The following is a 24,688-nucleotide window of genomic DNA, read 5'->3' as shown; positions in this document are numbered from 1 at the left end:
CCCCTCCCCGATCGGACGGCCGCGCGCATGCGCCCGCGCGCCCGAACCCCTGACCCGAACAGGAGCGATGACATGGAGAAGTCCTGCGTCCGCCCCCTCGACCTGGACGACGCCGTCGCCCTCGTCGGCATCCTCGCCGCCCTCCAGGCCCTCCTCGACAGCGGCGGCCTCCCCGCTGAGGAGGTCGAGGCCCTGCGCCACGGCCTCGAGCAGGGCGGCGCCCTCCTCCCCGGAAGCGACGAGAACGAGATCGCGACGGCTCTGGGTGGGCTGAACGCCCGCCTGCGTGGGACCATCGGGTGATCGCGCCGCGCTCGACGTTCCCGTAGCCTTCATCCGCGCTCGTGTCGACCCCGGAGACGCGCTCCCCCGCCCACGGGTAGCGTCCGGTCCGGTCCCGCACTCCCACGGGGTCGCTGAACCCCGAGAGCCGGAGGAGATCCGATCGTGAACGGTGACCACTTCGTCCTCTCGACCGCGACGCCGTGGGACGACCGCACCGAGATCATCGGCGTGTACGCCTCGGAGGCATGGGCCCGCGAGGCCGCGGCCGCATGGCTCGGCTCGCCGGACCGCGAGGCGTTCCCCCGGTGCGTCATCGAGGGCTGGAGCGGCGCGCACCTCCTCGGCCGCGAGGTCGTCGAGGCCCTCGGCTTCGACGACGAGGGCGGCGACGAGTCGCTGGGCGGCCCCCGCAGCCTCTGACCTGGCGGGCTAGCCGCCCCAGTGCGACGGGCGCTCGAAATGCGACGGCAGCGTGGTCGCCGCATCCCCTCGGGCGCTGTTCACCTGCGCCTGGGTGAGGTAGACCGCCTCGGCGAGCCGCGCACCGGACACGTCCGCATCACGAAGGTCCACCCCGAGCAGGTCGCACCGCTGCAGATCCGCACCCCGCAGATCCGCGGCGAGGAGGAGCGCGCCCCGCAGATCCGCCCCCCGCAGGTCCGCGTTCCGGAGCGATGCACCCGCCAGATCGGCACCCGGAGCGAGCCGACGGCCCCTCGACCGGCGGGCAGCCGGCGCCGCTCCTGCGCGAGCGGCCGCGCTCGCCGCGATCAGGAGCGGCCGGGACGCTCCGTACTCCGCGTCGACGTCGACCGCGACCATCTGCTCCGGCTCGCCGAGCGTGTGCGCGTGCACCGCGTCGAACCGCTCGCGTAGCTCGTCGAGGAGCGGCGCGCCGACGCCGGGCAGCGCCAGAGCGGAGTCGAGGTACCAGAGCAGCTCGTGCAGGCGGCGCATCAGCGGGAACACCGCGAACATCCGCTCGCGCACGGCCGGGTCGGACCGCCAGGAGACGCCGCCGAACGTCTGCTGCGAGACCTTCTGACCGGCGCCGAAGCAGTCGAAGACGGTGCAGCCGACGAAGCCCTGGGGCCGGAGCCGGCGGTGGATCATGCACGCGTCCTCGCCGTCGAGGTTGACGCACGGGTCCCCGGCGCGCTTGTCGAACGGGAAGTCGGCGGAGCGGGCGAAGGCGAGGGCGACGCAGCACAGGCCGAAGCAGTTCGCGCAGTCGGCGCCGAGGTCCTCCCGGCGGCCGAGCTCGACCCTGGTGCGTGACGTCATCCGTCCGAGCCTACGCGCGGCGGCGCCTCCGGATCAGTGCGCGAGCGCGAGCACGCCGACGACCAGAACGCCGAGGCCCACGATCCCGAGCAGCGAGACGAGGCTCTCCTTCCAGGAGAGGCCCGCGCGAACGACGGCGATGAGGGCGATCCCCGCGAGCGTGGCGACGTAGACGCCCGCGCCGATCCGCAGCGCGACCGTCGCGTCGATCCAGCCCAGCGCCGCGGCACCGAGCGCGAGGACCGGCAGCGACGCCGAGGCGAGCGCCCCGCCCGCGATCCGCAGCATCGTTCCCGACTCCGCTCGCGAGGGCGTCGCCGCGTGCACGACCTGGTGCGCGATCACCTCGGCGACGAAGCCCGCGGCCGAGATCCCGATGATCGAGATCACGAGGCTCTGGAGGGCGTGGACCGCGTCGGGGTGGTCGCCGACGAGGTAGATCATCACCACGGCCAGGCCCGTGAAGGTCGCGTAGACGCGCTCCTTGAGGGCGCGGGCGATCTCGTCGAGGGGGCGGCGGGTCCGCTCCGCCCACCGGCCGGCGCGGCCCGGGCGCAGGCGCACGGGCGTCATCCGGTCGGCGGGTGCGGTGCGGCCCTCGTCGGCCGCTCCGTCAGTAGGAGGCGGAGTCGACACGTGCCGCGGAGGAGTCGCCCGAGTGCCGCGCCGCGAGGTCGCCGAGGATGGTCGCGGAGCCGCTGGTGCCGAAGCGGGTGACGCCGAGGCCGCGGTAGGCGAGGAGCGTGTCGAGGTCGCGGACTCCGCCGGACGCCTTCACCTGGACGGCCTCCGAGACGGCGCCGCGCATGAGGCGGAGGTCGTGCTCGTTCGCGCCTCCGCCCGCGAAGCCGGTGGCGGTCTTCACGAAGTCCGCGCCGGCGCGCTCGGCGGCCCGGCTGCCCTCGACGACCTGCTCGTCGTCGAGGAGGCTCGTCTCGAGGATGACCTTGACGACGTGGCCCTCGGCGGCCTCGACCACGGCGCGGACGTCGTCCTCGACGTCCTGGAGCAGGCCGCTCCGGAGGCGGCCGATGTTGACGACCATGTCGAGCTCGGACGCGCCGTCGGCGAGCGCCTGACGCGACTCCGCGACCTTCGCCGCGGTCGAGGTGGTGCCGTGGGGGAAGCCGATGACCGTGCCGACCAGGACGCCGGAGCCCTCGAGCCGAGCGACCGAGTGGGCGATGTCGGAGGGGCGGACGCAGACGCTGAACACGCCGGACGCGCGCGCCTCGTCGAGCTGGGCGTCGACCTCGGCGCGGGTGAGCTCGGGCTTCAGGATCGCGTGGTCGATGAGCGCCGCGATCTCGGCGACGGTGGGCAGGCTGGAGTCGGTCATCCGCACATTTTACGTCCGCCGGCGGGACGACGAAGGCCCGCGATCCTTCGATCACGGGCCTTCGGTCGTTCACGCCGCTAGCGGCGCTCGGTCACCAGCTGGACTTGGTGATGCCGGGCAGCTCGCCGCGGTGCGCCATGTCACGGAAGCGGACACGCGAGATGCCGAACTTCGTGAGGTTGCCGCGGGGGCGGCCGTCGACGGCGTCGCGCGAGCGGACGCGGACGGGCGAGGCGTTGCGGGGGAGCTTCTGGAGGCCGACGCGGGCGGCCTCTCGGGTCTCGTCGGTCCCGGCCGGGTCGACCAGGGCCTTCTTCAGCTCGAGGCGCTTGGCGGCGTAGCGGTCGACGATCACCTTGCGCTGCTCGTTGCGGGCGATCTTGCTCTTCTTGGCCATACTTAGCGCTCCTCGCGGAAGTCGACGTGCTTGCGCACTACGGGGTCGTACTTCTTGAGCACGAGACGGTCGGGGTCGTTGCGGCGGTTCTTCTTGGTCACGTAGGTGTAACCGGTGCCGGCCGTCGAACGGAGCTTGATGATCGGACGGACGTCCTGCTGCTTGGCCATTAGATCTTCACCCCGCGAGCGAGAACATCCTTGACGACGGACTCGATGCCACGGGCGTCGATGACCTTGATGCCCTTGGCCGAGAGGGTCAGGGTGACGTTACGGCGAAGCGACGGCACGTAGTACGTCTTCTTCTGCACGTTCGGGTCGAAGCGGCGCTTGGTGCGCCGGTGCGAGTGCGAGATGGCGTGCCCGAAGCCGGGGACGGCTCCGGTCACCTGGCAGACTGCTGCCATGGTTTCCTCCATGTGTGGTTACCGTGGATCACGCGCGGCACGAAGCCCCGCCCGACCCACCCAAGGTCACTTGTCGGCGCACCGCCCGCCTGTCCGGCCGGAGCCGGAGCTCCTGCCCGGTGGGCAGCACGCAAGCGCGTGCAGATGCACGCAACCTCGCTAGGCTACGCGACCCGGGCGGCGGCCGCAACAGGGTGGGACACTGCCCCGACAGGGTGGGACACTGCCCCGACAGGGTGGGACACAGCCCCGACAGGGCGGGCACGCCGCCCCGACGTGCACGGGGACTTCCTGGGAGGTTCCGGCAGAAGTGGCCTCCCGTACCCCCCGAGCAGGGCGTTCGTGTACCTTGCGCCTTCCTCGCGGGTCGACGACCGCCCTACTCTGAGCCGACCGCGGGCGCCCGCTCCCGGCAGCAGCCGGGAGTAGCAGCACATGCGCCAGTCCTTCCTCCGTTCCCTCGTCGCCGCGGCCGTGCTCGTAGCGGGCGCAGGACTCAGCGTCGTGGCCGCGCCGACCGCGTCGGCGGCGCCGGTCTTCAGCACCGCGTGCTTCACCTCCCCGAAGGTCTCGACGGTGTCGCAGTACACCGTTCCCGCGACCGGGGTCTCGACGGTCCGCGCCGTCCTCAGCGGCCAGAACGGCGGGAAGGGTGCGAGCGGCCTCGGGACGGGCAACGCCGGCGGACGCGGCTCCAGCCTCGTCGTGGAGGTGCCCGTCACACCCGGGCAGGTGCTGGAGATCGGGCGCCTCACGGGCGCCCCGGCCGGAGCGGCAGGCGCCACGCGCTACGTGAACGGCGGCGTCTACGCGGGCGACTCCGGCGGCGCGGGCGGCGACGCCCAGTACCTCAGCACGGCCGGCTCGGACGGCTGTCAGCACGCCCTCGCCGTGGCGGCGGGCGGCGGAGGCGGCGGCGGGCGGTCCTCGGTCGGCGGCGACGCCGACGCCGGCAGCGGCGCGAGGGGCGGCGGGAACGGCGGCAGGAACAACGCGGCCGACGGCGGCGGCGGCGGCGCGGCCGGGCAGAGCTCGGGCGGCTCGCCCGGCGCCCGCGGCTACAGCACGTTCGGCGAATGCGCCGACGGCAACAACGGCCAGTGGGGCGTGTTCCTCAACGACGGCAAGGGCGCCGACGCCGGCGCCTCCCGCGGCGGCGGAGGCAACTGCTCGTTCCCCGGCCACAGCGGCGGCGGCGGCGGGGCCGGCTGGTGGTACGGCGGCGGCGGCGGATCGCCCTACGTGTTCGGCAGCATGAACGACACCCTCGGCGTCATGAACGACCCCGGCGCCGGCGGCGGCGGCTCGAGCTACGTGCACCCGAGCGTGACGAGGATCTCGCAGACGGCCGGCCCGACGGCGGCCGACCCCGTTGTCGCTCCGGTGTACGACACCGCCGTGACCGTGACGCGCACCCCCGACTTCTCGATGCTCGGGCAGGAGGTCACCGTCACCGCGAGGGTGACCATCCCGAGCCTGGGCCGGCCGGTGGCCGCCGGCGGCACCGTCGAGATCCTCACCGGCGCGGGCACCAGCAGGGTGACCCTCGACGCGGACGGCGTCGGCGTGCTGACCACGAGGGACATCCCGCAGGGCTGGAACGAGATCCGCGCGCACTACCCCGACACCATCACCCCCGCCGAGGCGGGACGCGGGAGCTGGTCGGCGCTCCCCGCTCTGCGCCACGAGGTGCGCGCGTGCGCCGCGACACCCGTCATCACCCGGCAGCCCTCGGACATCGCGGGCGTCACCAACCAGATCTACACGCTGACGATGGGCGTGAGCGTCTCGGCCGTCTACGGCGGCATCCCCGCCGTGTCCTGGGAGAGGTCCACGGACGGCGGCGCCACGTGGAAGCCCGCGCTCGGCCGGGCGGGCGCCCGGGAGGACGGGACCGCGTTCCTCGAGGCCGGCCCCGATCCCACCGGCTCCTACCGCTACCGGGCGACCCTGACCACCTGCGGGGGCAGCGTCCGCAGCGAGCCGGCCACCGTGGCGGTGGGCGGCGTGCGCTTCGACCTGTCGACGCTCCCGCAGAAGGCGTACGGCGACTCCTTCGACGCGAGCCCCTACGCGCAGGCCGTCGATGTGCCCGGCCGCTCGATCGTCCTGAGCAGCAGGACCGCCGAGACCTGCTCCGTCAGCGGCATGAGGGTGACCGTGCTCCACGCCGGCGTCTGCACGCTCGCGGCGAGGCTCGACGCGCTCGCTCCTCTGGGCTGGGCGGGCGAGCCCCTGCAGAGCTTCACGGGGAAGCCGAAGGCGCTCACGGTGACCGCTCCGACGGTCGACTACCCGCGAGGCGCGCCGTCCCCCGACCTGCGCTGCACGGCCGCCTTCGTCGGCACCGACACCTTCGGCGCCCCGCTCACGGCCGGCGTCTACCGGCCGATCGTCACGGCGGACGACGTCATCTACCGCTTGATCCCGAACTGGCCCACCTCCACCTTCACCACCTTCACCACGCGGTGCAGCGGCGCGAAGGTCAGCAGCGACTACACGATCGCGGGGTACAAGGACGGCGCGCTGCGCATCGTCGCGGCCGTCCCGATGGTGACCGCCTCCTCGCCCTCGTCGACCTACGGATCCACTCCCCCCGCGATCACCGCCTCCGTGACCGGCTCCCCCTCGGGGACGGTCTCCTGCGGCGCCTTCGCGGCGTCCGACACCGGATTCACGACGCCGCTGGCGCTCTCCGCGACGACCCCCGTCGGCCGCTACCCCACGCGCTGCTCCGGCCTGACGAACCCCTCGGGACAGCTGATCACCATCGACGGCGCGCTCACGATCTCGCCGGCGCCCCTCTCGGTGACCGCGTCGAGCCCTGGGACGCAGGCGCACGGCACCGCGACCGCCCCGACGGTGACCTGCACGGCCGACGGCTTCGCAGGAACCGACCGGTTCGTCACCGAGCCGACCGGCGCCTACTACACGGCGGACGGCACCGGGAAGGTGACGATCGGAGCGCGCACGCCCGTCGGCGACTACGTCACGCGGTGCGACGGAGGCGACGCGGGGCCGAACTACACCCTCCGGTCGATCCCCGGCACCTTCGCGCTGGCCGACCGCTCGGCCCCCGTCGTGACCGTGCCCGCCGCCGTCACGGCCGAGCCGGCCGACGTCTCCGGCGCCGTCGTCACCTTCGCGTCCTCCGCGCAGGACGCGGTCGACGGAGCCGTGGGCTCGACCTGCACGCCCGCCTCGGGAAGCGTCTTCCCGATCGGGGACACGACGGTCGACTGCACCGCGGACGACGAGGCCGGCAACACCGGCACGTCCTCGTTCCGGATCACGGTCCGGAAGTTCTCGCAGACGGTCGCCTTCACCTCCTCGCGGCCGACCGCGCCGACGGCGCTGGGCACCTTCACTCCGACGGCCACCGGCGGCGGCTCCGGGAGCCCCGTCTCGATCGGAGCGACCGGATCCTGCGCGATCGCCGACGGCGTCGTGACCTTCACCCGGAGCGGCACCTGCACCGTGACCGCCGACCAGGCCGGCGACGACCACTACACCGCGGGGCACGCCTCCTTCGATCTCGAGGTCGCGAAGGCGTCGCAGACGCTGACGGTCGCGGTGCCGAAGACCGGCGTCCTGGAGTCGACCGGCGTCGCCACGGCGACCTCGAGCTCGGGACTGCCGGTGCTCGTCAGGACCTTCTTCGGCTGCACCGTCGCCCCCGACGCGACGGGTGCGCAGATCCTGACCTACACCGAGCCCTCGACCTGCGGCGTGCAGTTCGACCAGCCGGGCGACGACGTGTACGCGGCCGCCGACGGCCTGGTGCGCTTCGTCCCGATCTCGCGGATCCCCCAGACCGTCGTCGTCACCTCGACTCCGCCCGACCGGGTGTTCACCGACGACCGGTACACGGTCGAGGCGACCGGCGGCGGCTCGGGCAACCCGCTCGTGATCGCGGTGATCGAGAACGGCAACTGCACCATCGCGGACGACGTGGTGACGTTCTTCGGCGACGGCACCTGCACGGTGACGATCGACCAGGCCGCGGACGATCGGCACGACGCCGCTCCGCAGGTCCGGCAGGTCATCACGGTCGGGACTCCCGAGGGGAACCTCTCCTTCGGGAGCACCGCGCCCCCGCACGCGATGTCGCTCGAGACGTACCGGCCGACGATCGTGCCCGGCCCGTCGAAGGGCGTGCCCGTGCTCTCCGCGAGCCGAGACTGCTCGATCCTCCCGGACGGCGTGACTGTGCGGAACGACGGGGCCGGGCTCTGCGTGCTGTCCCTCGACCAGCCCGGAGACGGCTACTGGCCCGCGCGGCACGCCGAGCAGGAGTACTCGATCTACTTCCTCCCGCAGACGGTCCGGATCACGAGCGCGCCTCCGGTCGGCGCCGCCCTCGGGGACACCTACCGCCCCGTGATCGAGGGCGGCGCCTCGGGCATCGCTCCGTTCCTCCTCACCACCGCGTCGTGCTCGGCGAAGGACGGCGTGGTCACCTTCACCACGAAGGGCGTCTGCGGCGTCTTCGCCTACCAGAACGGCAACCGGCAGTACGACAGCGCCCGGCCCGCCGTGCAGGAGGTGGAGGTCGGCTACGCGCCCGGCTCCGTGGCGTTCACGACCGCCGTCCCGACCGACGCGAAGGTGGGCGGATCCTTCACTCCCGCCTTCACGCGCGGACCGTCCTCCGGCCCCTCGGTGCTCAGCGTCTCGGGCGCCTGCTCGGACGGCGAGAACGGCGCCGTCCGGTTCGACTCCGCGGGCACCTGCACGCTGACGGCGATCCACTACCGCGACGCCGCCTACGGCACCGCGCGGGCGGTCCAGACCTTCGAGATCACCGCGACCGCGCAGACCGTCGCCTTCACCTCGACCGCGCCGTCGACGGCCGCGGCCGGCGACACGCTCACTCCGACCGCGACGGGCGGCGCGTCCGGGCTCCCCGTGACGATCGGAGCGACCGGCGCCTGCACGCTCGCGGACGGCGTCGTCACCTTCGCCGGCAGCGGCACCTGCACCGTCACGGCGGACCAGGCGGGCGACGGGCGCTACGCCGCGGCGGCGCAGGCCTCGCAGACCGTCGCGGTCACGCAGCTCGCGGGCACCGTCGCGTTCGGCGGCGATGCTCCGGCCGAGGCCCGGGTCGGGGGCTCCTCGACGGCCGCGGTCGTCGCCGGCCCGTCCAGTGCCCCCCCGGTGCTGACGGCCTCCGGCGCCTGCTCCGTCGGGCCCTTCCGACTGGTCTCCTACGACTCCGCCGGCACCTGCACGCTGACGCTGGACCAGGCGGGCGACATCCGCCACAGCGCAGCGCCGACGGCCGTGCGCAGCTTCGAGATCACCCGGGTCGCGCAGACCGTGGCCTTCACCTCGCAGGCGCCGGACTCGGCGCTCGCGGGCGGCACCTACCGCCCGACCGCGACCGGCGGAGGCTCCGGGCGGCCCGTGGTGCTCGGCGCCTCCGGGTCCTGCACGCTCACGAACGGGGTCGTCTCCTTCACCGGATCGGGCACCTGCACGGTGACCGCCGACCAGACGGGCGACACCCGGTACGACGCGGCGGAGCGGGCCTCGCAGGTGATCGCGGTCGGACTGCTCGCGGGCACCGTCTCCTTCGGCGGCACCGCGCCGACCGGCGCGACGGTCGGCGGGACGACCACCCCGCGGATCATCGCCGGGCCCTCCACGGCGCGTCCGGTGCTGACCGCCTCCGGAGCATGCTCGGCGGCCGCGGGAGTGGTGTCCTACGACTCCGTCGGCACCTGCACGCTGACGCTCGACCAGGCGGGCGACTCGCGGTACGGCGCCGCTCCGCAGTCCGTCCGCACCTTCGCGATCGGCGCCCTCGGCCAGACGCTGGCGTTCGCCTCGCCGGTCCCCGACGCGGCGGTCGCGGGGGGCTCCTACACGCCCGTCGTGACGGCCGGCGCGTCGAGCGCCCCTGTGGTGCTCGGAGCGGCCGGGTCCTGCACGGTCGCGGACGGCGTCGTGACCTTCACCCGCTCCGGCACCTGCACGGTGACCGCGGACCAGGCCGGGGACGAGCGCCACTCGGCGGCTCCGCGGATCTCGCAGTCGGTGGAGGTCGGCACGGCGGCGGGAGCGGTGTCGTTCCGCGACGCCGCTCCGACGGACGCCCGGATCGGCGGCTCCTGGACCCCGTCGATCGTCCGCGGCCCGTCGAGCGCCGACCCGGTGCTGGACGCCTCCGACTCCTGCTCGCTGGGAGAGGACGGCACGGTGTCCTACGACTCCGTCGGCACCTGCACGCTGACGCTGGATCAGGCCGGCGACGACGCTCACGCGCCCGCGGAGCAGGTCGTCCGGACGTTCCCGATCGGCAAGGCGCTGCAGACGGTCGCCTTCACCTCCGCGGCTCCGAGCACGGCGACCGCGGGCGGCCGCTACACGCCGACCGCGGCGGGCGGCTCCTCCGACCTGCCGGTCACGATCGGCGCCACGGGCGCGTGCTCGCTCGCGAGCGGCGTCGTGACCTTCAGCGGATCCGGCACCTGCACGGTCACCGCGGATCAGGCCGGCGACGCCTCGCACGACGCGGCTCCCCGGGCGACCCAGTCGATCGCGGTCACCGCGGTCGTCCCGCAGAAGAAGAAGGCGCAGAAGGTCGCCTTCTCGACCGGGATGCCGTCCTCGCCCGAGAAGGGGATCGCCTACCCGATCGCGGCCACCGCCTCCTCCGGTCTGCCCGTGAAGCTGTACGCGAGCGGCAGCTGCACGCTGACCGCGACCGGCGCGGGCACGGCGACGGTGCGGCTGACGGGTGCGGCGAGCTGCACCGTCCGGGCCACGCAGGCGGGCGACTCCGCGTGGCTCGCCGCGACCTCGGTGACGCAGTCGCTGCAGGTGAAGTCCTCCACCCGCGCCGACCTCACACTGACGCTGGCGCCGGCGCCGGGACTGGCGGCGACGGCTCCCCTCTCGGGCACGATCACCGTCCGGAACACCGGCACCCGGGACGCGGCGACGACGACCACCCGGGTCGTCGTCAGCGGAACGGTGGCGAGTGCGCCCGGCGCCGTGCAGACGAAGGGCTCGGCCGCGGGCACGACGGTCCTCACCTGGACCGCGCCGAGCGTCTCGGCCGGGCGGAGCACCACCTACTCGGTGACGCTGGTCGACCGGCCGGCCGCCACGACGATCGACGCCAGGGTGTCGACCGCCGCCGCCGATCCCACGCCGGCGAACAACGCGGTCAGGCGCACCTTCCGGTAGAGGCTGCGGGGAGGGAGGGGTGTCGCGCCGCGTTGCCCGTTCCCTCCCCGACCGCTACGGTCGCGGGGACGCTCCGGGGGACGGGGCTCGCGAGGGGGGCCCGTGGACCGGTTGAGGCGACGTGCGCTGCTGCTGGGGATCGCCTCCTCGGCGGTCGCGCTGACGGGGTGCACGCCCGCCCGGCCCGCTCCCGCGGCGCTCCCGCCGGGCACGGCGCCGGCGGCGGTGCTGCCGTCCGCCGCTCCGACGGCCGTCCCGACCCCTCCCCGCCCCGTGCCGACCATGACCGCCGCGGCGACTCCGGTGCGGCGGAAGGCGCCGCTGCCCTCCGGCACGATCTCGGAGCTGCCCGGCGAGGGGAGCACGCTCGCCTGGACCGTCGACGACGGCGCCGACTCCGACGTGGTCGCCGCCTACGCGCAGTTCGCCCGGGACACCGGAACCCGGCTGACCTTCTTCCTCAACGGGAAGTACGACTCGTGGACCGTGAACGCGCCGCTGCTGGCTCCGCTCGTCGCCTCCGGGCAGGTGCAGCTCGCGAACCACACCTGGTCGCACGCCGACCTGACGAGCCTCTCGAGCGACGGCGTGCAGGAGGAGCTGGGCCGCAACGGCGACTTCATCCGCTCGACCTACGGGGTGGAGGCGGCGCCCTTCTACCGGCCGCCGTTCGGCTACACGGACGAGCGGAGCCGGGCCGCCGCGGCGGCGATCGGCTACACGGCGACGGTGCTCTGGTACGGCTCGCTCTCGGACTCCGGGCGGATCACGCCGGAGCAGGTGGTCGGCTTCGCGGACCAGTGGTTCCTGCCGCAGCACATCGTGATCGGGCACGCGAACTTCGATCCTGTGACGCAGGTCTACGCGCGGCTCGTCGACATCCTCCGCGAGCGCTCGCTCGAGACGGTGACCCTCCGCGACGTGTTCGCGGTCTGAGCGCCTCCCCGCCGACGTTGGTCAGCGCGCGGGTCAGCGCGCGGGTCAGCGGAGCGCGGCGCGCGCGGCGGCGGAGACGGCCGCGGCGACCGCGTCGAGGGCGGGCGTGTGCAGGGCCCACTGCTGCCAGTAGAGGGGGACGTCGACGGGGTCGCCGCCCAGCTCGACCAGGCCGTCGCCGCCGACCGGGGCCTGCAGCTCGGGCAGCATCCCCCACCCCATGCCCAGGCGCACGGCCCGCTCGAAGTCGGTCGATCCGGGGACGCGGTGCTGCGGCGGTCTGCCGTCGACGCCGGCGGCCCGGAGGAAGTCGTCCTGCAGGCGGTCCTTCTCGTCGAAGACGACCAGCGGAGCGCTCGCGAGGCCGGCCGTGCCGCCGTCCGGGAACCAGCGCTCGGCGAACGCAGGCGAGGCCATGGCGCGGTACCGCATCACTCCGAGGGGCGCGACGGTGCAGCCGAGCACCGCCTCCGACTCTCCGGTGACGGCCGCCAGCACGGTGCCGTCGCGGAGGAATGCGGTGGTGTGCGCCTGGTCCTCGCGGTGCAGCTCCACCACGACGTCGGGGACGGAGGCGAGCGCGGGCAGCACCCAGGTGGCCAGGGAGTCGGCGTTGACGGCGAGCGGGAGGACGACGGGGCCCGCCCCCGCCGCGTCCTCGCCGCCGAGCGAGCGGACGGCGTCGTCGGCGAGGAGCTCGATCTGACGGGCGAGGCGGAGGAGCCCGGCACCGGCCTCGGTCGCGACGACGGGGCGCGAGCGCACCAGCAGGACGCGGCCGGCGGCGGTCTCGAGCGCCTTGATCCGCTGGCTGAGGGCGGAGGGGGTGATGTGCAGGGCCCGGGCGGCGGCGTCGAAGGAGCCGTACCGGACGGAGGCGGCGAGCGCGCGCAGGCGGGAGAGGTCGAGGTCGTCGGTCAGCATCAGTGCTGCTTACGGTACTGAAGGAGCATGAGCTGGTCTACAGAAGGGGCCCCGCCCTAGCGTCGGAGCGTGTCCCCCCTCCTCGCCGCCCTCTCCGGCCTCGGCTTCGGCCTCTCGCTCATCATCGCCATCGGCGCGCAGAACGCCTTCGTGCTCCGCCAGGGCCTCCGCCGCGAGCACGTGCCCGCCGTCGTCGCGATCTGCGCACTCTGCGACGCCGCGCTGATCGTGCTCGGGATCGCGGGGATCGGAGCGGTCCTGGAGTCGGCGCCGTGGCTGCTGGTGGTGATCCGCTGGGGCGGCATCGTCTTCCTCCTCGCCTACGCGGTGATGGCGGCGAGACGCGCACTGCGGCCGGGGACCCTCGACGGCGATCCGGCCGGCGCCTCGACGTCGCTCCGCACGGCGATCGGCACGTGCCTGGCGCTCACGCTGCTGAACCCGCACGTCTACCTCGACACGGTCGCGCTGCTCGGGTCGGTGGCGAACACGCACGGCGACGAGCGCTGGTGGTTCGGGGCGGGGGCGGCGGCCGGGAGCGTGCTGTGGTTCACCGCTCTCGGCTTCGGGGCGCGGGCGCTGCGGCCGCTGTTCCGGAGCCGCGGGGCCTGGCGGATCCTCGACGCGGCCGTGGCGGTCGTGATGGTGGTGCTGGCGGTGTCGCTCGCGCTGCACTGAGGGCCTGGTGGTGCACTGCTTGTTCTACTAACATTGTGAACATATTGTTCCGTGTCGACCACTCCGCGGCGGGCTCGCTCGCCGACCAGCTGGAGTCGCAGGTGCGCTCGGCCGTCGCCCGGGGCGAGCTCTCGGCGGGCGACCGCCTGCCGCCCGCCCGCGAGCTCGCCGACTCGCTCGGCATCAACATGCACACCGTGCTGCGCGCGTACGCCGCCCTGCGCGACGACGGGATCCTCCAGATGCGCCGGGGCCGCGGCGCGTGGATCACGGAGTCGGCCGGGCCCGGGCTCGTGCGCGTGACCGCCCTGGTCGACGAGCTGCTCGCGGAGGCCCGCCGCAGCGGCATCACCCCGGCGGAGCTCGTCCGCCTGATCGAGAGGACCGGATCATGACCGCCACCGCCGACCGCCGCCGCGAGCTCCTCGCCGCCGCGTCCCTCCTGCTCCCCGCCGCCGGAGTGCTCGTCTCGCGCCTCGTCCTGGACGACGCGCTGCCCGCGGAGCTCGCCTCGCACTGGTCGGGCACCGGGGCGGCCGATGCGACCGCGTCGACGGGCGCTCTGCTCGCGATCGCCCTCGTGCTCTCCGGGCTCCCGGCCGTCGCGGGCCTCGTGGCGGCGGTCGTCGGGCGCGCCCCGCGGCTCCTGCTGGCGACCCTCGGCCTCGTGGCCGGGCTGGGCGCCTCCGCCTGGGCGACCTCGGTCGGCACGACGCTCGCGGCCGGGCGCGCCGAGGGGGCGGAGCTCGGCGGGTGGCTGCTCGCGCTGCTCGGAGGGATGCTCTTCGCCGTCGTGCCCGCGCTGATCGCTCCGGGCACCCGGCGCGCCTCCCGCCTGGCCGCCGGCCGCCTGCCGCTGGCGGCGGAGGAGACCGGCGCCTGGTCGCAGACGCTGACGGGCCCGGTGTTCGCCGTCGCCGCGATCGCCACGGCGGCGGGCGCGGCCCTCTCCCTCGCGACGCTCGCCGCGGCGGGCGCCACCGGTCCGGCGATCGCGATGGCCGTCGTCCTCGGCGTCGTCGCGCTGGTGCTCCTCTCCTTCTCCCGCCTGAGGGTGACCGCCGACCGCCGCGGCCTCCGCGTCGTCACGACCGCCCTCGGCATCCCGCTGCGCCGCATCCCGCTCGACACCATCGCCTCGGCCGGCACGGCCCAGCTGCGGCCGTCGGAGCGGGGCGGCTGGGGGTACCGGGTGATGCCGGGCCGCTCGGCGGTCATCCTGCACGCCGGGCCGGGGCTGGTGGTGACGACGGACCGCTCGCGCGAGTTCGCGATCAACCTCGACGACCCCGAGACCCCCGCGGCGCTGCTCGAGACCCTGCGCTCGCGGGCCTGAGGCGCCGACCCGTCAGTCGACCACGATCCGGACGAGCGTCGTGACGGCATCCACCGCGTTCACGTAGGAGTAGTGCCGCGAGGTCGGGAAGGCGAGGTGCCGTCCGGGCTCCAGCCGCACGGGCTCCTCGCCCTCCCGCTTCAGGAGGAGCGCGCCGGCGGTGACGAGCAGGATCTCGTGCCACCCCTCGGGGTCGGGCTGCGCGTCGTAGCGGTCCCCGGGGCCGAGCGTCCAGGTCCAGAGCTGAGCCTCCCGGCGCGCGGGGACGGAGGAGAGCAGGACGGCGACGCTCGCCTCGCCCGCTCCCCGCCAGGCGACCTGGTCGATCGCCGCGGGCGCGGATCCCGGGGCCGAGACGAGTGCCGTGAACGTGGTGCCGAGGGCGGTCGCGAGGCGGTCGACTCCGGTCAGCGAGATGTTGGCCTCGCCGGCCTCGGCCGCGACGATCGTCCGCCGGCTGATGCCCGAGCGCGCCGCCAGCGCGGACTGGCTCAGTCCGGCTCCGCGCCGCGCGAGACGGAGGTTGCCGCCCAGGTGGGCGAGGACGGGAGCCGACATGCGCACTATTCTGCACCGACAGGCCCCTGATGCTCCTAGGATGTGCAGAATGATGCACATCTCGCCTCTCCGGGGCCTCCGCTTCACGCGTCCGGAGTGGGCGCTCATCGGCATCACCGCGATCTGGGGCGGGACCTTCCTCGCCGTTCACATCGCGATGGAGCACAGTGGGCCGCTGTTCTTCGTCGGGATGCGGTTCGCCATCGCGGGGCTGATCAGCGCGGTCGTGTTCCACCGGTCGCTCCGGGGGATGCGGCGGATCGACCTCGCGGCCGGCGTCGCGATCGGGGTGATGATCTTCGCGGGCTACGGCCTGCAGAGCTACGGGCTGCAGACGATCCCGAGCAGCACCTCCGCGTTCCTGACCGCACTGTACGTGCCGCTGGTGCCGCTGCTCCAGTGGTTCGTGTTCCGTCGCCGTCCGGGCGTGCTGACGCTGGTGGGCGTCGCGCTGGCGTTCGTCGGACTGCTCCTGATCGCGGGCCCGCAGCCGGGCGTCGCGCTCGGAGCGGGCGAGGTGGCGACGATCGTGAGCACGCTGCCGATCGCGGCGGAGATCATCCTGATCGGCCTCGTCGCCGGACGCGTCGACCTCGGCCGGGTGACCGTGGTGCAGCTGCTGGTCGCCGGCGCGCTCGGGTTCACCTCGATGCCCCTCGCGGGCGAGGCGGTCCCGGCGTTCTCGGGGGCCTGGCTGATCCCCGCGCTCGCGCTCGGGGCGAGCAGCTGCCTGATCCAGCTGACGATGAACTGGGCTCAGCGCTCGGTCTCGCCGTCGCGCGCCACGATCATCTACTCCGCCGAGCCCGTCTGGGCCGGCCTGATCGGCCGCCTCGCCGGCGACCGGCTCCCCGCGCTCGCCCTGCTCGGGGCGGGGTTCATCGTCGCGGGCACGCTCGTCAGCGAGCTGAAGCCGCGCCGCGAGCCCGCGCCGCCGGCTCTCAGGTGACGGCGGGGAGGGCGGCCGAGGCGACGAGCGCGCCGCCGGCGTCGGTGATCTCGACGGCGGCGACGGACTCGCGCAGGACGGCCGCGTTCATCTCGCAGTCGAGCTCCGCGGAGCTGCCGAGGAAGGAGCCGGACGGGAGCCGCTCGCCGGAGCCGGTGACCAGCACGAGGTCGTAGCTCTCGCCGAGCGCGAAGCCGGTCCCGCGGAGGATCGTCTCGGTGCCCCAGGTGTGCGCCACGAGCGAGCCGTCGAGCGTCACGCCCTCCGTCCGCTCATCGAAGGCGATCGCCTCGACGGCGCCGAGCGTCCCGGGCGGTCCCGCGACGGGGCGCTCCTCGGCGGACCGCAGGGCCGCTCCGGCGACGCCGCCCACGACGAGGAGCGCGGCCGCCGCGGCGACGGCCAGGACGGCACGGAGGCGCGGGGCACGGCGGCGCGGGGCACGTGCACTCTCCGCGAGCTCTGGCCGCTCCCCGGCGAGCGCCGCGACGCGCGACCGCAGCTCCGGCGACGGCTCCGCCTCCTCCCAGCGGCCCAGCGCGCCGACCCGGTCGACCACCGCACCGAACGACGCGAGCTCGGGGTCGATCGAGGGGTCGGCGGCGCGCAGGCTCTCGAACTCCCGCGTCTCCTCGGCGGAGAGGTCGCCGGCGAGGGCCGCGGCGAGGAGCTCCTCGCGGCGGCCGCCGGGCTCGTCTCCGTCGGGCTGGTCTCGGTCGATCACGATCTCTCCTCGTCCGTGGGTCCGGCGCCCGCGAGGTGACCGCGGAGCGCTCGGAGAGCGTAGAAGGCGCGGCTGCGCAGGGTGGCGACCGGCACGCTCGTGGCCGCCGACAGGTCGGCGTAGGTCTCGCCGTGCAGGTGGACGGCGACGACGACCTGCCGGTGCTCGGCGGAGAGCCGCGCGAGCGCCTCGGCGATCGCGAGCGGCTCGAGGGGGTCGCGGTCCTCCGCGGGCACCTCCTCCAGAACCTCGGCCTCGACCAGACGCGGCAGGCGCAGGCGCGAGCGGTGCACGTCGATGACGACGTTGCGGGCGATGGCGAAGAGCCAGGTGCGGGTGCTGGCGCGCTCGGCGGAGTAGCTCGCCCGCGAGCGCCAGGCGCGCAGGAACGTCTCCTGCACGCAGTCCTCGGCGAGGCCGCGGTCGCGCAGGGCGTTGAGCGCGAAGCCGAGCAGGGCGGACCCGTGCTCGTCGAAGGCGGCGGCCGGGTCGAACCCCGCCGTCCGGGGCTCGAGGCGCACCACCGGAGCCGGGACCTCCGAGTGCTCGCGCGGCATCGCGGGCCCTTCGTCTCGTCGTGCGGTCGCCGTGCGCGCCACACCGCCTCCTCGTCGGGACCGGTGGTCCGTCGGAAGGGGGTACGGCCGCCCAGGCGGCGGCGTTCATCGGAGGCGAGGACCGTCTCCGTGAAGATCCTCTCAGATGGAGTGAACGCGGCGCCGCTTCCGGCCGTACTCCCTGCATCGGGCCCGCTCGGCGCTCGCGATCGAAAGGCTCCACCATGACGAAGACGTCCCCCGCGCGGAACCGCGCCGGCCGCCGCCTGCTCTCCCTGGGCGGCATCACCGCCGTCGCCGCCGCCTCCTTCTTCGCCGCCGCGCCGGCCCAGGCCGAGACCGAGGTCGCCGAGCCGTCCTCCTTCACCAGCGCCTTCACGGTGATGGCGACGCCCGACCAGGTCGTGAACGCCGACTCCGCCGCGACCCCCGGCCAGCCCGACGCCACGGGCGAGATGACCTTCCGGGTCAACAGCGACCTCGACGTCATCTGCTACGACATCACCCTCACCGGTGTGACCGGCGACTACCAGAGCCCCGCGAAGACCGCGACGCACATCCACCAGGCGGCGCTGGGCAAGGCGGGCCCGCCGCGCATCGCGTTCCCGAACCCGGCCCCGGTCGGAGACGGCCCCCGCACCAGCAGCGGCTGCCTGCAGGGCCCCTTCACCACGGGCATCCAGGCGAACGGGGCGGACACCGGCGCCGGATTCACGCTGAAGGCCCTCGAGGCCGATCCCGCCGCCTTCGCGGGCGACTCCCACACGGCCTCGTATGCGGCTGGCGTCGTCCGCGGCCAGCTCTCGCAGGTGCCGGTCGGCGGCCTCCAGACCGGTGGCGGCGCGACCGCCGCCGGGAGCGACGCCACGGGCACGTCCGGTCTCGCCGCGATGGCCGGCCTCGGAGCCGTCGCCGCCCTCGGCGCGGCCGGAGTGGTCGTCGCCCGCCGGCGCACCGCCTCCTGATCGTGGGCACCCGGTCGAGGAGCGGCGCGGCGGCACTGTGCGCCGTGCTGCTCCTCGCGGGGTGCGCCGCCGCGGACGGGAGCGGAGGAGCGGAGACGCCCGCGAGCGCGCCCGCGCCTCCGGCCCTCGCTTCTGCTCCCCCGCTCACTCCTCCCCCGGTCCCCGCGCCCGACCCCGCCGCTGCCGCGCCTGCGCGCACCGTCGGCGTCGAGCCCGCCCGGCTGAGCGTGCCCGCGATGGGCCTGGACGAGCCGCTGATCGCGCTGGGCATCCAGTCGGACGGGGCGATGGAGGTGCCGGTGGACTACGACGACGTCGGCTGGTTCTCGGGAGGCGGGCGCCCGGGTGGCAGCGGCCGCACCGTGATCGCGGCGCACGTCGACTCGCGGTCCGGTCCCGCGGTCTTCTTCCGCCTCGGCGAGCTCGCCCCGGGCGATGAGATCGCGGTGAGCGGAGTGGACGGCTCCGACCACCGCTACCGGGTGACGGCGGTCGAGTCCCACGCCAAGGCCGCGTTCCCCACCGCCCGCGTCTTCGGCGCGACCCTCGAGGAGGAGCTGATCCTCGTGACCTGCGGAGGCGAGTACGACGCGGCGATCGGCCGTTATCGGGACAACCTGGTGGTGTTCGCCTCCCCGCTCTGAGGCCCGCCACGGAGGGGCGGCACGACCGCCCGGCATCGTGCCGCGGACGGTGGCGCAGAGCACAGCACGAGAGCCCCGTCGGCGCAAGGGTCCGGGCGCGCGCACGCCGTGTGGTCGGATGAGGAGGGCCGGCCCCCCGCCGCCGCTCCCCTCCCGCTCCCCACTGCCGTGGCGCGGCCGATCCGACAGGACGCTCGTGTCCACCAGCCCCCGCCCCACCCTCTTCGCCCTGCCCGGACTCGGGCTCGACGGCCGCGCCTTCAACGCGCTCGGCCGCGAGCTCGCCGACGTCGCGGACCTCGTCGCGCTCGACCTGCCCGGTGGATCCGGGACCTCGCTCGAGGAGATGACCGCTGCCACGATCCGCCGGATCCGCGAGCACGGCTCCTCCCGCTGGCTGCTCCTCGGGCACAGCATGGGCGGGAAGATCGCCTCGCTCGTGGCCTCCCGCACGGTCACCGGCCGCTCGGGCCTGTTCGGGCTCGCGGGCGTCGTGCTCCTCGCCGGGTCGCCGCTCTCGCCCGAGCCGATGGAGGAGGAGCGCCGCTCGACCATGCTCGGCTGGGTCGACGACGGGCACCTCGACGAGGCGCAGGCGCGCGAGTTCGTCGACCAGAACGTCGGCTCGCCGCTGCCCGCCGACGCCGACGCGGAGGTGCTGGCCGAGCTGCGCCGCTACTCCCCCGAGGGCTGGCGGGACTGGCTCGAGCACGGCAGCCGCGAGGACCGCACCGGCGAGGCCGCCCTCGGGGCCGTGCCCGCGCTCCTGATCGCGGGCGGTGAGGACGGCGACCTCGGCGCCGACGCGCAGCGCCGCCTCAACGGCTCCCTCTACTCCCGTGCCCGGCTGCTCACGCTCGCCGGGGCGGGCCACCTGCTGCCGTTCGAGCGCCCGGTCGAGGTGGCGGCGGCGATCCGCCGGTTCTGGGAGGAGGAGGCCGGCACGGCGCCGTCGGTCCCGGCCGACGTCGGCGCTGCCATCGCCTCCGCCCGGACCTCCACGCGGGTGCGCGGGCTGCTGGCGGTGCGCGCGCTCGCCGACGACCCGGAGTACGCGCCGCGCGCCCTGACCGTCGCCCAGCTCGCGGAGCTGCGGGCGATCGCCGACCGGGTCGTCCCTCAGGAGGGCGGCCGGATCGACCTGGCCGCGCGGGTGGACACGCAGCTCGCGAACGGCGAGGGCGACGGCTGGCGCAACGCCGACCTGCCGGCCGACCCGATCGCCTACGGTCTGGCGCTCGACACCCTCCGGGGCTTCGCCGGCCTCGGCCCCGCCGAGCAGGACGCGCGCCTCACCGCGATCGCCGACGGCTCCGCGGAGCCCGGCGACGGCTCGGCCGGCGGGCTCGGTGCCGAGCAGCTGACCGCCTGGTTCGAGGACTGCCGCGTCGACCTCGTGAAGCAGTGGCTGGCCCACCCCGCGTCGATGGCGCGGATCGGCTACGACGGCTACGCCAGCGGCGGCGACACGCTGCCGCTCGTGACGGGCTTCCGCCTGCTCGGCGCCGACGACCGCGAGACCTGGGAACCGACGACGAGGAGTCACCGATGAACACGACCGGCATGCGCCGCTTCCCGCTCGACGAGACGGTCGACGCCGTCGTGATCGGCACCGGGGCAGGCGGAGCGCCCCTGCTCTCGGTGCTCGCCGCTCGAGGGCTGCGGGTCGTCGCCCTCGAGGCCGGGCCGCACTTAGATCCGCTCGGCCACACCGCCGACGAGACGGCGGCCGTCGAGATCAACTGGATGGAGGAGCGCCTCAGCGGAGGCGAGACCCCCACCGCCTTCGGGCAGAACAACAGCGGCCGCGGGGTCGGCGGCTCGACGCTGCACTGGGGAGCGTTCACGCCCCGCCCCGACCCGCGCGACCTGCGGCTCCGGAGCGACTCCGGCGTCGGCCGCGACTGGCCGATCGAGCACGCCGAGCTCACCGCGTACATCGAGAAGGTGGAGGCGACGATCGGAGTGGCGGGCCCGGCCGAGTACCCGTGGGACCCGTCGCGCCGCTACCTGCAGGGCCCGCTCGCGCGGAACGCCTCGGCCGACATGATGCTGCGCGGCTGCGCGGCGATCGGGATGCGCGCGACCGACGCGCCCGCCGCCGTCCTCAGCGGCCCGCGGGACGACGGCCGCCCCTCCTGCGTCAACTGCGGCCAGTGCCATCAGGGCTGCCGGACCGGCGCGAAGACGAGCATGGACGTGACCTACCTGCCGGAGGCGGTGCGGGCCGGTGCCGAGATCCGGGCCGACTCGTTCGTGCACGGCATCGAGCTGGACGCCGCGGGACGCGTGTGCGCCGTGGTCTACACGAGCGGCGGAGTGGAGCACCGGCAGCGCTGCTCCGCCCTGTTCCTCTGCGCGGGCGGCGTCGAGACGCCCCGGCTCCTCCTGCACACCGGCATCGCGAACAGCAGCGGCCAGGTGGGCCGCAACTTCCTGGCGCACGGGGCGACCCAGGTCTGGGGCACCTTCGAGAACGAGATGCGCGGCTACCGCGGCTACCCCTCCTCGGTGATCACCGAGGACACCGTCCGCCCGGCCGACGCGGACTTCGCGGGCGGCTACCTGATCCAGAGCCTCGGAGTGATGCCGCTGACCTACGCGACGACGCTCGCCCGCGGCGCGGGACTCTGGGGCAGGGATCTGATGGACGCGCTCGACGGCTACCGCTTCGCGGCGGGCGTCGGGATCAACGCGGAGTGCCTGCCCGCCGACGGCAACCGGCTGGAGCTGACCGACGAGCTGGACGAGCACGGGGTGCCGAAGGCGCGCATCACGTTCTCGGCGGGCGCCAACGAGGAGGCGATCGACCGGCACGCGATCCGGACGATGACCGCGATCGTGGAGGCGGCCGGCGCGACGAGCACGCGGGTGATGGCGCGCACGGCGCACACTCTCGGCACCGTGCGGATGGGCACCGACGCGGGCGACGCCGTGATCGACGCGGACGGCCGCAGCTTCGACGTGCCGAACCTCTGGGTGTGCGACAACTCGGTGTTCCCGAGCGCGCTGATCGCGAACCCGGCGCTCGCGACGATGGCGCTCTCGCTGCGGACGGCGGACCGCTTCCTGGCGGCGTAGCGTCGCGGCGGCGGGACGGCTGCGTCGCGGCTGCGGGGCGGCCGCGGGGCGGGACGACGGGCGAGGTGCTCCTCCGCGTCGCCGACTGAACGCGCGGGCGTGCCCGGACTGCGCGCCCGGACTGCGCACCCCGCCGTATCAGCCGTGGGGCGGTGCGGGGCGCCAGCGCAGTCGCGAGACGCCCTGACCGAACGGCGGGCCGACGCGACGGCGCTCGACGGAGGTTCAGCGCGCGCTGAGCTGCCGAGGTGCTGAGCTGCCGAGGTGCTGCATCGTGGTGGCCGAACGGCGGCAGGGCGCAAGGCGGAGGCACGGCCCTGGTGTCGGCACGGCGTCCGGCGACGGTGCGGCCCCGGTGACGGTCCGCGCCTCAGCGGCAGTGGCGCGGCGGTGCGGCCGCGTGAACCCGAGCGAAGGCGAAGATCCGAGCGGCAGTGGCGCGACGGTAGGGCGCTGAGCACTCGCCCCCGAGCGACTCACGGCCCGATCACCAGTGCGAACCCGCGCAACGGGCCGAACCCGCCCGACAGCCGATTCCCTCAGGGGTGCACGGCAGCACGGCAGCACGGCAGCACGGCAGCGTGTCAGAACGGCAGCGTTTCAGAACGGCAGCGTGTCAGAACGGCGGCGGCCGGTCCGCGAACCTCGGGGTCGCCGGTGGGCCTGGACGGAGTCGTGCCTCGAGGCCCGGCGGGCGCGTGGTGATGCGGCGGCCGGTGGGGGTGGTCCAGTCGGCGGTGCCGTCGGGGTGGAGGACGTAGGTCCAGCGGTCGCCGTGCCGCACGTGGTGGTGGGCGACGCAGAGGCTGGCGAGGTTGCCGGGGTCGGTGCCGCCGCCGTTGCGCCACTCGACGACGTGGTCGGCCTCGGCGCTCGCGGCGGAGCGGGTGCAGCCGGGGAAGCGGCAGGTCACGTCGCGGAGCTGGAGGAGGAGCCGCAGCTCGCGGTGCGGCAGGCGGCGTGTGCGCCCGACCGAGAGGACGGCGCCCGTCCGGGGCTCCGTCAGCACGCGGGTGACGGTCGCGGGGACGAGGCTCCGGGCGACGTCCGCCGGGATCGGGCCGTAGCCGTCGAGCTCGGCGGAGGCGTCGTCGGCGCCGGACGCGGCGCTCGCCGACAGTGTGACCCGCACCTCGGCGCGCACGCCGGTGACGAGGGTCGGAACGGGCCGATCGGCACCGACCGAGTCGGGCACCGTGCCGATGACGTCCGCATCGCAGAGGAGGTCGGCGAGAGCGTCGGCTCGCAGCTGGGCGAGGGTCCGCGCGTCGCCCGCTCGGGAGATCGCATCGACGGCGCCCGCCCCGGTGGTCCCGGCGGGCTCCGCTCCGGTCGTCCCGCTGGACTCCGCTCCGCAGGAGCCCGCATCCGTGGCGGCAGGCGGCTCCGCCCCCGCCGGCCCCTCGGCGCCGTCGCGGAGGATCCGGGCGATCCGGTCGAGGCGGCTGTACGCCCCCACGGCGACCGGGGCGGGGAGGAGGGCGCAGAGCGTCGCCATGCCGTCGACCTCGGGGGTCAGCCAGACCGCACGGTCCTCGCGGGCACGTCGGTGGCGCTCGGCGAGGGGCTGCTCGTGGAGCTCCTCCCGCAGTCGGGCCAGAGCGCGCCGCAGCTGGGTCGGCGTGGTGCGGGCCGCGAGCTCGGCCGCCCGCGTATCGAACGCGGCGCGGGAGCCCGGAGGCAGGGTGGCCGCGACGGCGCAGACGACCTGGCCCGCCTCCCACCGCAGGCGAGCCCCGGCGAGGGCGGCGCGGGTGGCCGGCAGGTCTTCGACGAGGAGGCGCGCGTGGTCGAGCTCGCGGGAGGCGGCCCGCTCGGAGACTCCGAGGGCGACCGCGAACTCCGCGCGGATCGACCGCTCGGCGAGGTCGCTCGACGCGTGCGGCGCCGAGCCGCGGGCGAACGACTCCGGATGCTCGAGCGCGGCCCGGTGCCCGGCGTGCAGTTCCTCGGCCGCGGCCAGGAGCAGCGGGGACGCCGAACGGGCCAGCGCGGCGGCCCGGTCGCCGCGAGCACGCACCTCGCTGAGCACCGCCTCCGCTGCTGTCGACCCGCTGATCATCGTCATACGTGTATTCAATCAGCGACCACCGACACGGAAGCGACGGATCGTCATATCCGTGGAGAACCGGCGTGAAGCCCTCCTGTGGAGGGAGGGATCACCGCAGCCGACACCGCACATCCCCGCCGTCCTCGGGGCGGCGCGCGCAGGACACCGGCGCAACACCCCGCCACACGCACCGCCACACGCCCTCGCTCACCCGAACCGCACCGCCACACACGCCCCCGCTCACCCGAACCGCACCGCCACACGCCCCCGCTCACCCGAACCGCACCGCCACTCGACCTCCTGGCTGCCCGGACTGGTGCGCAGCGACCTGACGACCGACGCGATCCGCCTCGCCGTGAGCCACGACTCCGCCGTCGT

At 74.9% G+C, this 24,688-nt stretch carries 23 protein-coding genes; 12 read left to right on the top strand and 11 right to left on the bottom strand.

The window, feature by feature from the left end:
* The first annotated feature begins 72 nt into the window (after nt 1–72).
* On the top strand, nt 73–303 hold the full coding sequence (locus C5D36_RS15705; protein WP_104234552.1) for a hypothetical protein: 231 nt from the start codon (nt 73–75) through the stop codon (nt 301–303).
* Nucleotides 304–447: 144 nt separating this feature from the next.
* Nucleotides 448–705 carry a hypothetical protein gene (locus tag C5D36_RS15700; RefSeq protein ID WP_104238985.1) on the top strand — a complete coding sequence of 86 codons (258 nt, stop codon included), beginning with the start codon at nt 448–450 and terminating at the stop codon, nt 703–705.
* A gap of 9 nt (nt 706–714) precedes the next feature.
* On the opposite strand, the gene C5D36_RS15695 is transcribed toward C5D36_RS15700, so the two are convergent.
* From C5D36_RS15695 to rpmB, 6 genes are all read right to left on the bottom strand, one after another.
* Nucleotides 715–1,569 (bottom strand): pentapeptide repeat-containing protein, encoded by an 855-nt coding sequence (locus tag C5D36_RS15695; protein ID WP_104296215.1) that lies wholly within the window; start codon nt 1,567–1,569, stop codon nt 715–717.
* Between the two features lie 33 nt (nt 1,570–1,602).
* The gene (locus C5D36_RS15690) at nt 1,603–2,205 is read right to left on the bottom strand and encodes a hypothetical protein (RefSeq protein WP_146076980.1); all 603 of its coding nucleotides are present in this window, start codon (nt 2,203–2,205) and stop codon (nt 1,603–1,605) included.
* On the bottom strand, nt 2,183–2,908 hold the full coding sequence (deoC, locus tag C5D36_RS15685) for a deoxyribose-phosphate aldolase (RefSeq protein ID WP_181027245.1): 726 nt from the start codon (nt 2,906–2,908) through the stop codon (nt 2,183–2,185). Before deoC ends, C5D36_RS15690 begins: the two co-directional genes overlap by 23 nt.
* Before the next feature lie 91 nt (nt 2,909–2,999).
* Complete coding sequence (gene rpsN / locus C5D36_RS15680; RefSeq protein ID WP_104225107.1) at nt 3,000–3,305, bottom strand: 30S ribosomal protein S14; 306 nt, start codon at nt 3,303–3,305, stop codon at nt 3,000–3,002.
* A gap of 2 nt (nt 3,306–3,307) precedes the next feature.
* Nucleotides 3,308–3,475: a 50S ribosomal protein L33 gene (gene rpmG / locus C5D36_RS15675; protein ID WP_027692168.1), complete on the bottom strand. Its 168-nt coding sequence runs from the start codon at nt 3,473–3,475 to the stop codon at nt 3,308–3,310.
* Nucleotides 3,475–3,711, bottom strand: coding sequence for a 50S ribosomal protein L28 (gene rpmB / locus C5D36_RS15670; RefSeq protein WP_056038148.1), 237 nt, complete (start codon nt 3,709–3,711; stop codon nt 3,475–3,477). The genes rpmG and rpmB overlap by 1 nt, the downstream gene beginning before the upstream one ends.
* A 435-nt stretch (nt 3,712–4,146) precedes the next feature.
* Here rpmB and C5D36_RS15665 point away from each other — a divergent pair, with 435 nt between their 5' ends.
* Nucleotides 4,147–10,908 carry an HYR domain-containing protein gene (locus tag C5D36_RS15665; RefSeq protein WP_146083756.1) on the top strand — a complete coding sequence of 2,254 codons (6,762 nt, stop codon included), beginning with the start codon at nt 4,147–4,149 and terminating at the stop codon, nt 10,906–10,908.
* Nucleotides 10,909–11,010: 102 nt separating this feature from the next.
* The gene (locus tag C5D36_RS15660; protein WP_219812611.1) at nt 11,011–11,844 is read left to right on the top strand and encodes a polysaccharide deacetylase family protein; all 834 of its coding nucleotides are present in this window, start codon (nt 11,011–11,013) and stop codon (nt 11,842–11,844) included.
* A 45-nt stretch (nt 11,845–11,889) separates the two neighbouring features.
* On the opposite strand, the gene C5D36_RS15655 is transcribed toward C5D36_RS15660, so the two are convergent.
* Entirely contained in the window at nt 11,890–12,768 is an 879-nt protein-coding gene (locus tag C5D36_RS15655) for a LysR family transcriptional regulator ArgP (protein ID WP_104296212.1), read from the bottom strand.
* A 69-nt stretch (nt 12,769–12,837) separates the two neighbouring features.
* On the opposite strand from C5D36_RS15655, the gene C5D36_RS15650 reads away from it, so the two are divergent.
* From C5D36_RS15650 to C5D36_RS15640, 3 genes are read left to right on the top strand one after another with little or no spacing between them, the layout of a single operon-like run.
* Nucleotides 12,838–13,446 carry a LysE/ArgO family amino acid transporter gene (locus C5D36_RS15650; RefSeq protein ID WP_104296211.1) on the top strand — a complete coding sequence of 203 codons (609 nt, stop codon included), beginning with the start codon at nt 12,838–12,840 and terminating at the stop codon, nt 13,444–13,446.
* A gap of 35 nt (nt 13,447–13,481) precedes the next feature.
* Nucleotides 13,482–13,841 (top strand): GntR family transcriptional regulator, encoded by a 360-nt coding sequence (locus tag C5D36_RS15645; protein ID WP_258062965.1) that lies wholly within the window; start codon nt 13,482–13,484, stop codon nt 13,839–13,841.
* A complete protein-coding gene (locus C5D36_RS15640) occupies nt 13,838–14,782 on the top strand; it encodes a hypothetical protein (protein ID WP_104296210.1) in 945 nt (314 codons plus the stop codon). Before C5D36_RS15645 ends, C5D36_RS15640 begins: the two co-directional genes overlap by 4 nt.
* A 12-nt stretch (nt 14,783–14,794) precedes the next feature.
* Here C5D36_RS15640 and C5D36_RS15635 read toward each other — a convergent pair whose 3' ends face one another.
* Nucleotides 14,795–15,340, bottom strand: a complete 546-nt coding sequence (locus C5D36_RS15635; protein ID WP_104296209.1) for a helix-turn-helix domain-containing protein — start codon at nt 15,338–15,340, stop codon at nt 14,795–14,797.
* A gap of 49 nt (nt 15,341–15,389) precedes the next feature.
* Between C5D36_RS15635 and C5D36_RS15630 the strand changes: the two genes are divergently transcribed.
* Nucleotides 15,390–16,289 carry a DMT family transporter gene (locus C5D36_RS15630; protein ID WP_258062964.1) on the top strand — a complete coding sequence of 300 codons (900 nt, stop codon included), beginning with the start codon at nt 15,390–15,392 and terminating at the stop codon, nt 16,287–16,289.
* Here C5D36_RS15630 and C5D36_RS15625 read toward each other — a convergent pair.
* Together C5D36_RS15625 and C5D36_RS15620 are read right to left on the bottom strand one after the other, a co-directional pair.
* Nucleotides 16,282–17,013: a hypothetical protein gene (locus C5D36_RS15625; protein WP_104296208.1), complete on the bottom strand. Its 732-nt coding sequence runs from the start codon at nt 17,011–17,013 to the stop codon at nt 16,282–16,284. The genes C5D36_RS15630 and C5D36_RS15625 overlap by 8 nt on opposite strands.
* Nucleotides 17,010–17,570: a sigma-70 family RNA polymerase sigma factor gene (locus C5D36_RS15620; protein ID WP_104296207.1), complete on the bottom strand. Its 561-nt coding sequence runs from the start codon at nt 17,568–17,570 to the stop codon at nt 17,010–17,012. Before C5D36_RS15620 ends, C5D36_RS15625 begins: the two co-directional genes overlap by 4 nt.
* A gap of 224 nt (nt 17,571–17,794) precedes the next feature.
* On the opposite strand from C5D36_RS15620, the gene C5D36_RS15615 reads away from it, so the two are divergent.
* The 4 genes from C5D36_RS15615 to C5D36_RS15600 all read left to right on the top strand — a co-directional run bounded on the left by C5D36_RS15615 (nt 17,795) and on the right by C5D36_RS15600 (nt 22,260).
* Nucleotides 17,795–18,535, top strand: coding sequence for a CHRD domain-containing protein (locus C5D36_RS15615; protein WP_104296206.1), 741 nt, complete (start codon nt 17,795–17,797; stop codon nt 18,533–18,535).
* Nucleotides 18,536–18,537: 2 nt separating this feature from the next.
* Nucleotides 18,538–19,179: a class F sortase gene (locus tag C5D36_RS17300; protein WP_104353823.1), complete on the top strand. Its 642-nt coding sequence runs from the start codon at nt 18,538–18,540 to the stop codon at nt 19,177–19,179.
* Nucleotides 19,180–19,375: 196 nt separating this feature from the next.
* A complete protein-coding gene (locus tag C5D36_RS15605; RefSeq protein ID WP_104267993.1) occupies nt 19,376–20,731 on the top strand; it encodes an alpha/beta hydrolase in 1,356 nt (451 codons plus the stop codon).
* Nucleotides 20,728–22,260 (top strand): GMC family oxidoreductase, encoded by a 1,533-nt coding sequence (locus C5D36_RS15600; protein WP_104292931.1) that lies wholly within the window; start codon nt 20,728–20,730, stop codon nt 22,258–22,260. Before C5D36_RS15605 ends, C5D36_RS15600 begins: the two co-directional genes overlap by 4 nt.
* A 616-nt stretch (nt 22,261–22,876) precedes the next feature.
* On the opposite strand, the gene C5D36_RS15595 is transcribed toward C5D36_RS15600, so the two are convergent.
* Nucleotides 22,877–24,328 (bottom strand): HNH endonuclease signature motif containing protein, encoded by a 1,452-nt coding sequence (locus tag C5D36_RS15595; RefSeq protein ID WP_104296204.1) that lies wholly within the window; start codon nt 24,326–24,328, stop codon nt 22,877–22,879.
* Between the last annotated feature and the right edge of the window lie 360 nt (nt 24,329–24,688).

Origin of the sequence: Rathayibacter sp. AY1C6, from assembly GCF_002931535.1 — a bacterium.
In the GTDB taxonomy this organism is placed as follows: domain Bacteria; phylum Actinomycetota; class Actinomycetes; order Actinomycetales; family Microbacteriaceae; genus Rathayibacter.
The sequence above is the reverse complement of the archived record's forward strand: the minus strand, read 5'-3'. Positions and strand labels throughout refer to the sequence as shown.

Bases quoted from the DNA above. Each gene is read 5' to 3' on its own strand.
- C5D36_RS15665 (WP_146083756.1), top strand. From the start codon at position 4,147: ATGCGCCAGTCCTTCCTCCGTTCCCTCGTCGCCGCGGCCGTGCTCGTA.
- C5D36_RS15600 (WP_104292931.1), top strand. From the start codon at position 20,728: ATGAACACGACCGGCATGCGCCGCTTCCCGCTCGACGAGACGGTCGAC.
- rpmG (WP_027692168.1), bottom strand. From the start codon at position 3,475: ATGGCCAAGCAGCAGGACGTCCGTCCGATCATCAAGCTCCGTTCGACG.
- C5D36_RS15705 (WP_104234552.1), top strand. From the start codon at position 73: ATGGAGAAGTCCTGCGTCCGCCCCCTCGACCTGGACGACGCCGTCGCC.
- C5D36_RS15630 (WP_258062964.1), top strand. From the start codon at position 15,390: ATGATGCACATCTCGCCTCTCCGGGGCCTCCGCTTCACGCGTCCGGAG.
- C5D36_RS15695 (WP_104296215.1), bottom strand. From the start codon at position 1,569: ATGACGTCACGCACCAGGGTCGAGCTCGGCCGCCGGGAGGACCTCGGC.
- rpsN (WP_104225107.1), bottom strand. From the start codon at position 3,305: ATGGCCAAGAAGAGCAAGATCGCCCGCAACGAGCAGCGCAAGGTGATC.
- deoC (WP_181027245.1), bottom strand. From the start codon at position 2,908: ATGACCGACTCCAGCCTGCCCACCGTCGCCGAGATCGCGGCGCTCATC.
- C5D36_RS15595 (WP_104296204.1), bottom strand. From the start codon at position 24,328: ATGACGATGATCAGCGGGTCGACAGCAGCGGAGGCGGTGCTCAGCGAG.
- C5D36_RS15620 (WP_104296207.1), bottom strand. From the start codon at position 17,570: ATGCCGCGCGAGCACTCGGAGGTCCCGGCTCCGGTGGTGCGCCTCGAG.
- C5D36_RS15635 (WP_104296209.1), bottom strand. From the start codon at position 15,340: ATGTCGGCTCCCGTCCTCGCCCACCTGGGCGGCAACCTCCGTCTCGCG.
- C5D36_RS15655 (WP_104296212.1), bottom strand. From the start codon at position 12,768: ATGCTGACCGACGACCTCGACCTCTCCCGCCTGCGCGCGCTCGCCGCC.
- C5D36_RS15640 (WP_104296210.1), top strand. From the start codon at position 13,838: ATGACCGCCACCGCCGACCGCCGCCGCGAGCTCCTCGCCGCCGCGTCC.
- C5D36_RS15615 (WP_104296206.1), top strand. From the start codon at position 17,795: ATGACGAAGACGTCCCCCGCGCGGAACCGCGCCGGCCGCCGCCTGCTC.
- rpmB (WP_056038148.1), bottom strand. From the start codon at position 3,711: ATGGCAGCAGTCTGCCAGGTGACCGGAGCCGTCCCCGGCTTCGGGCAC.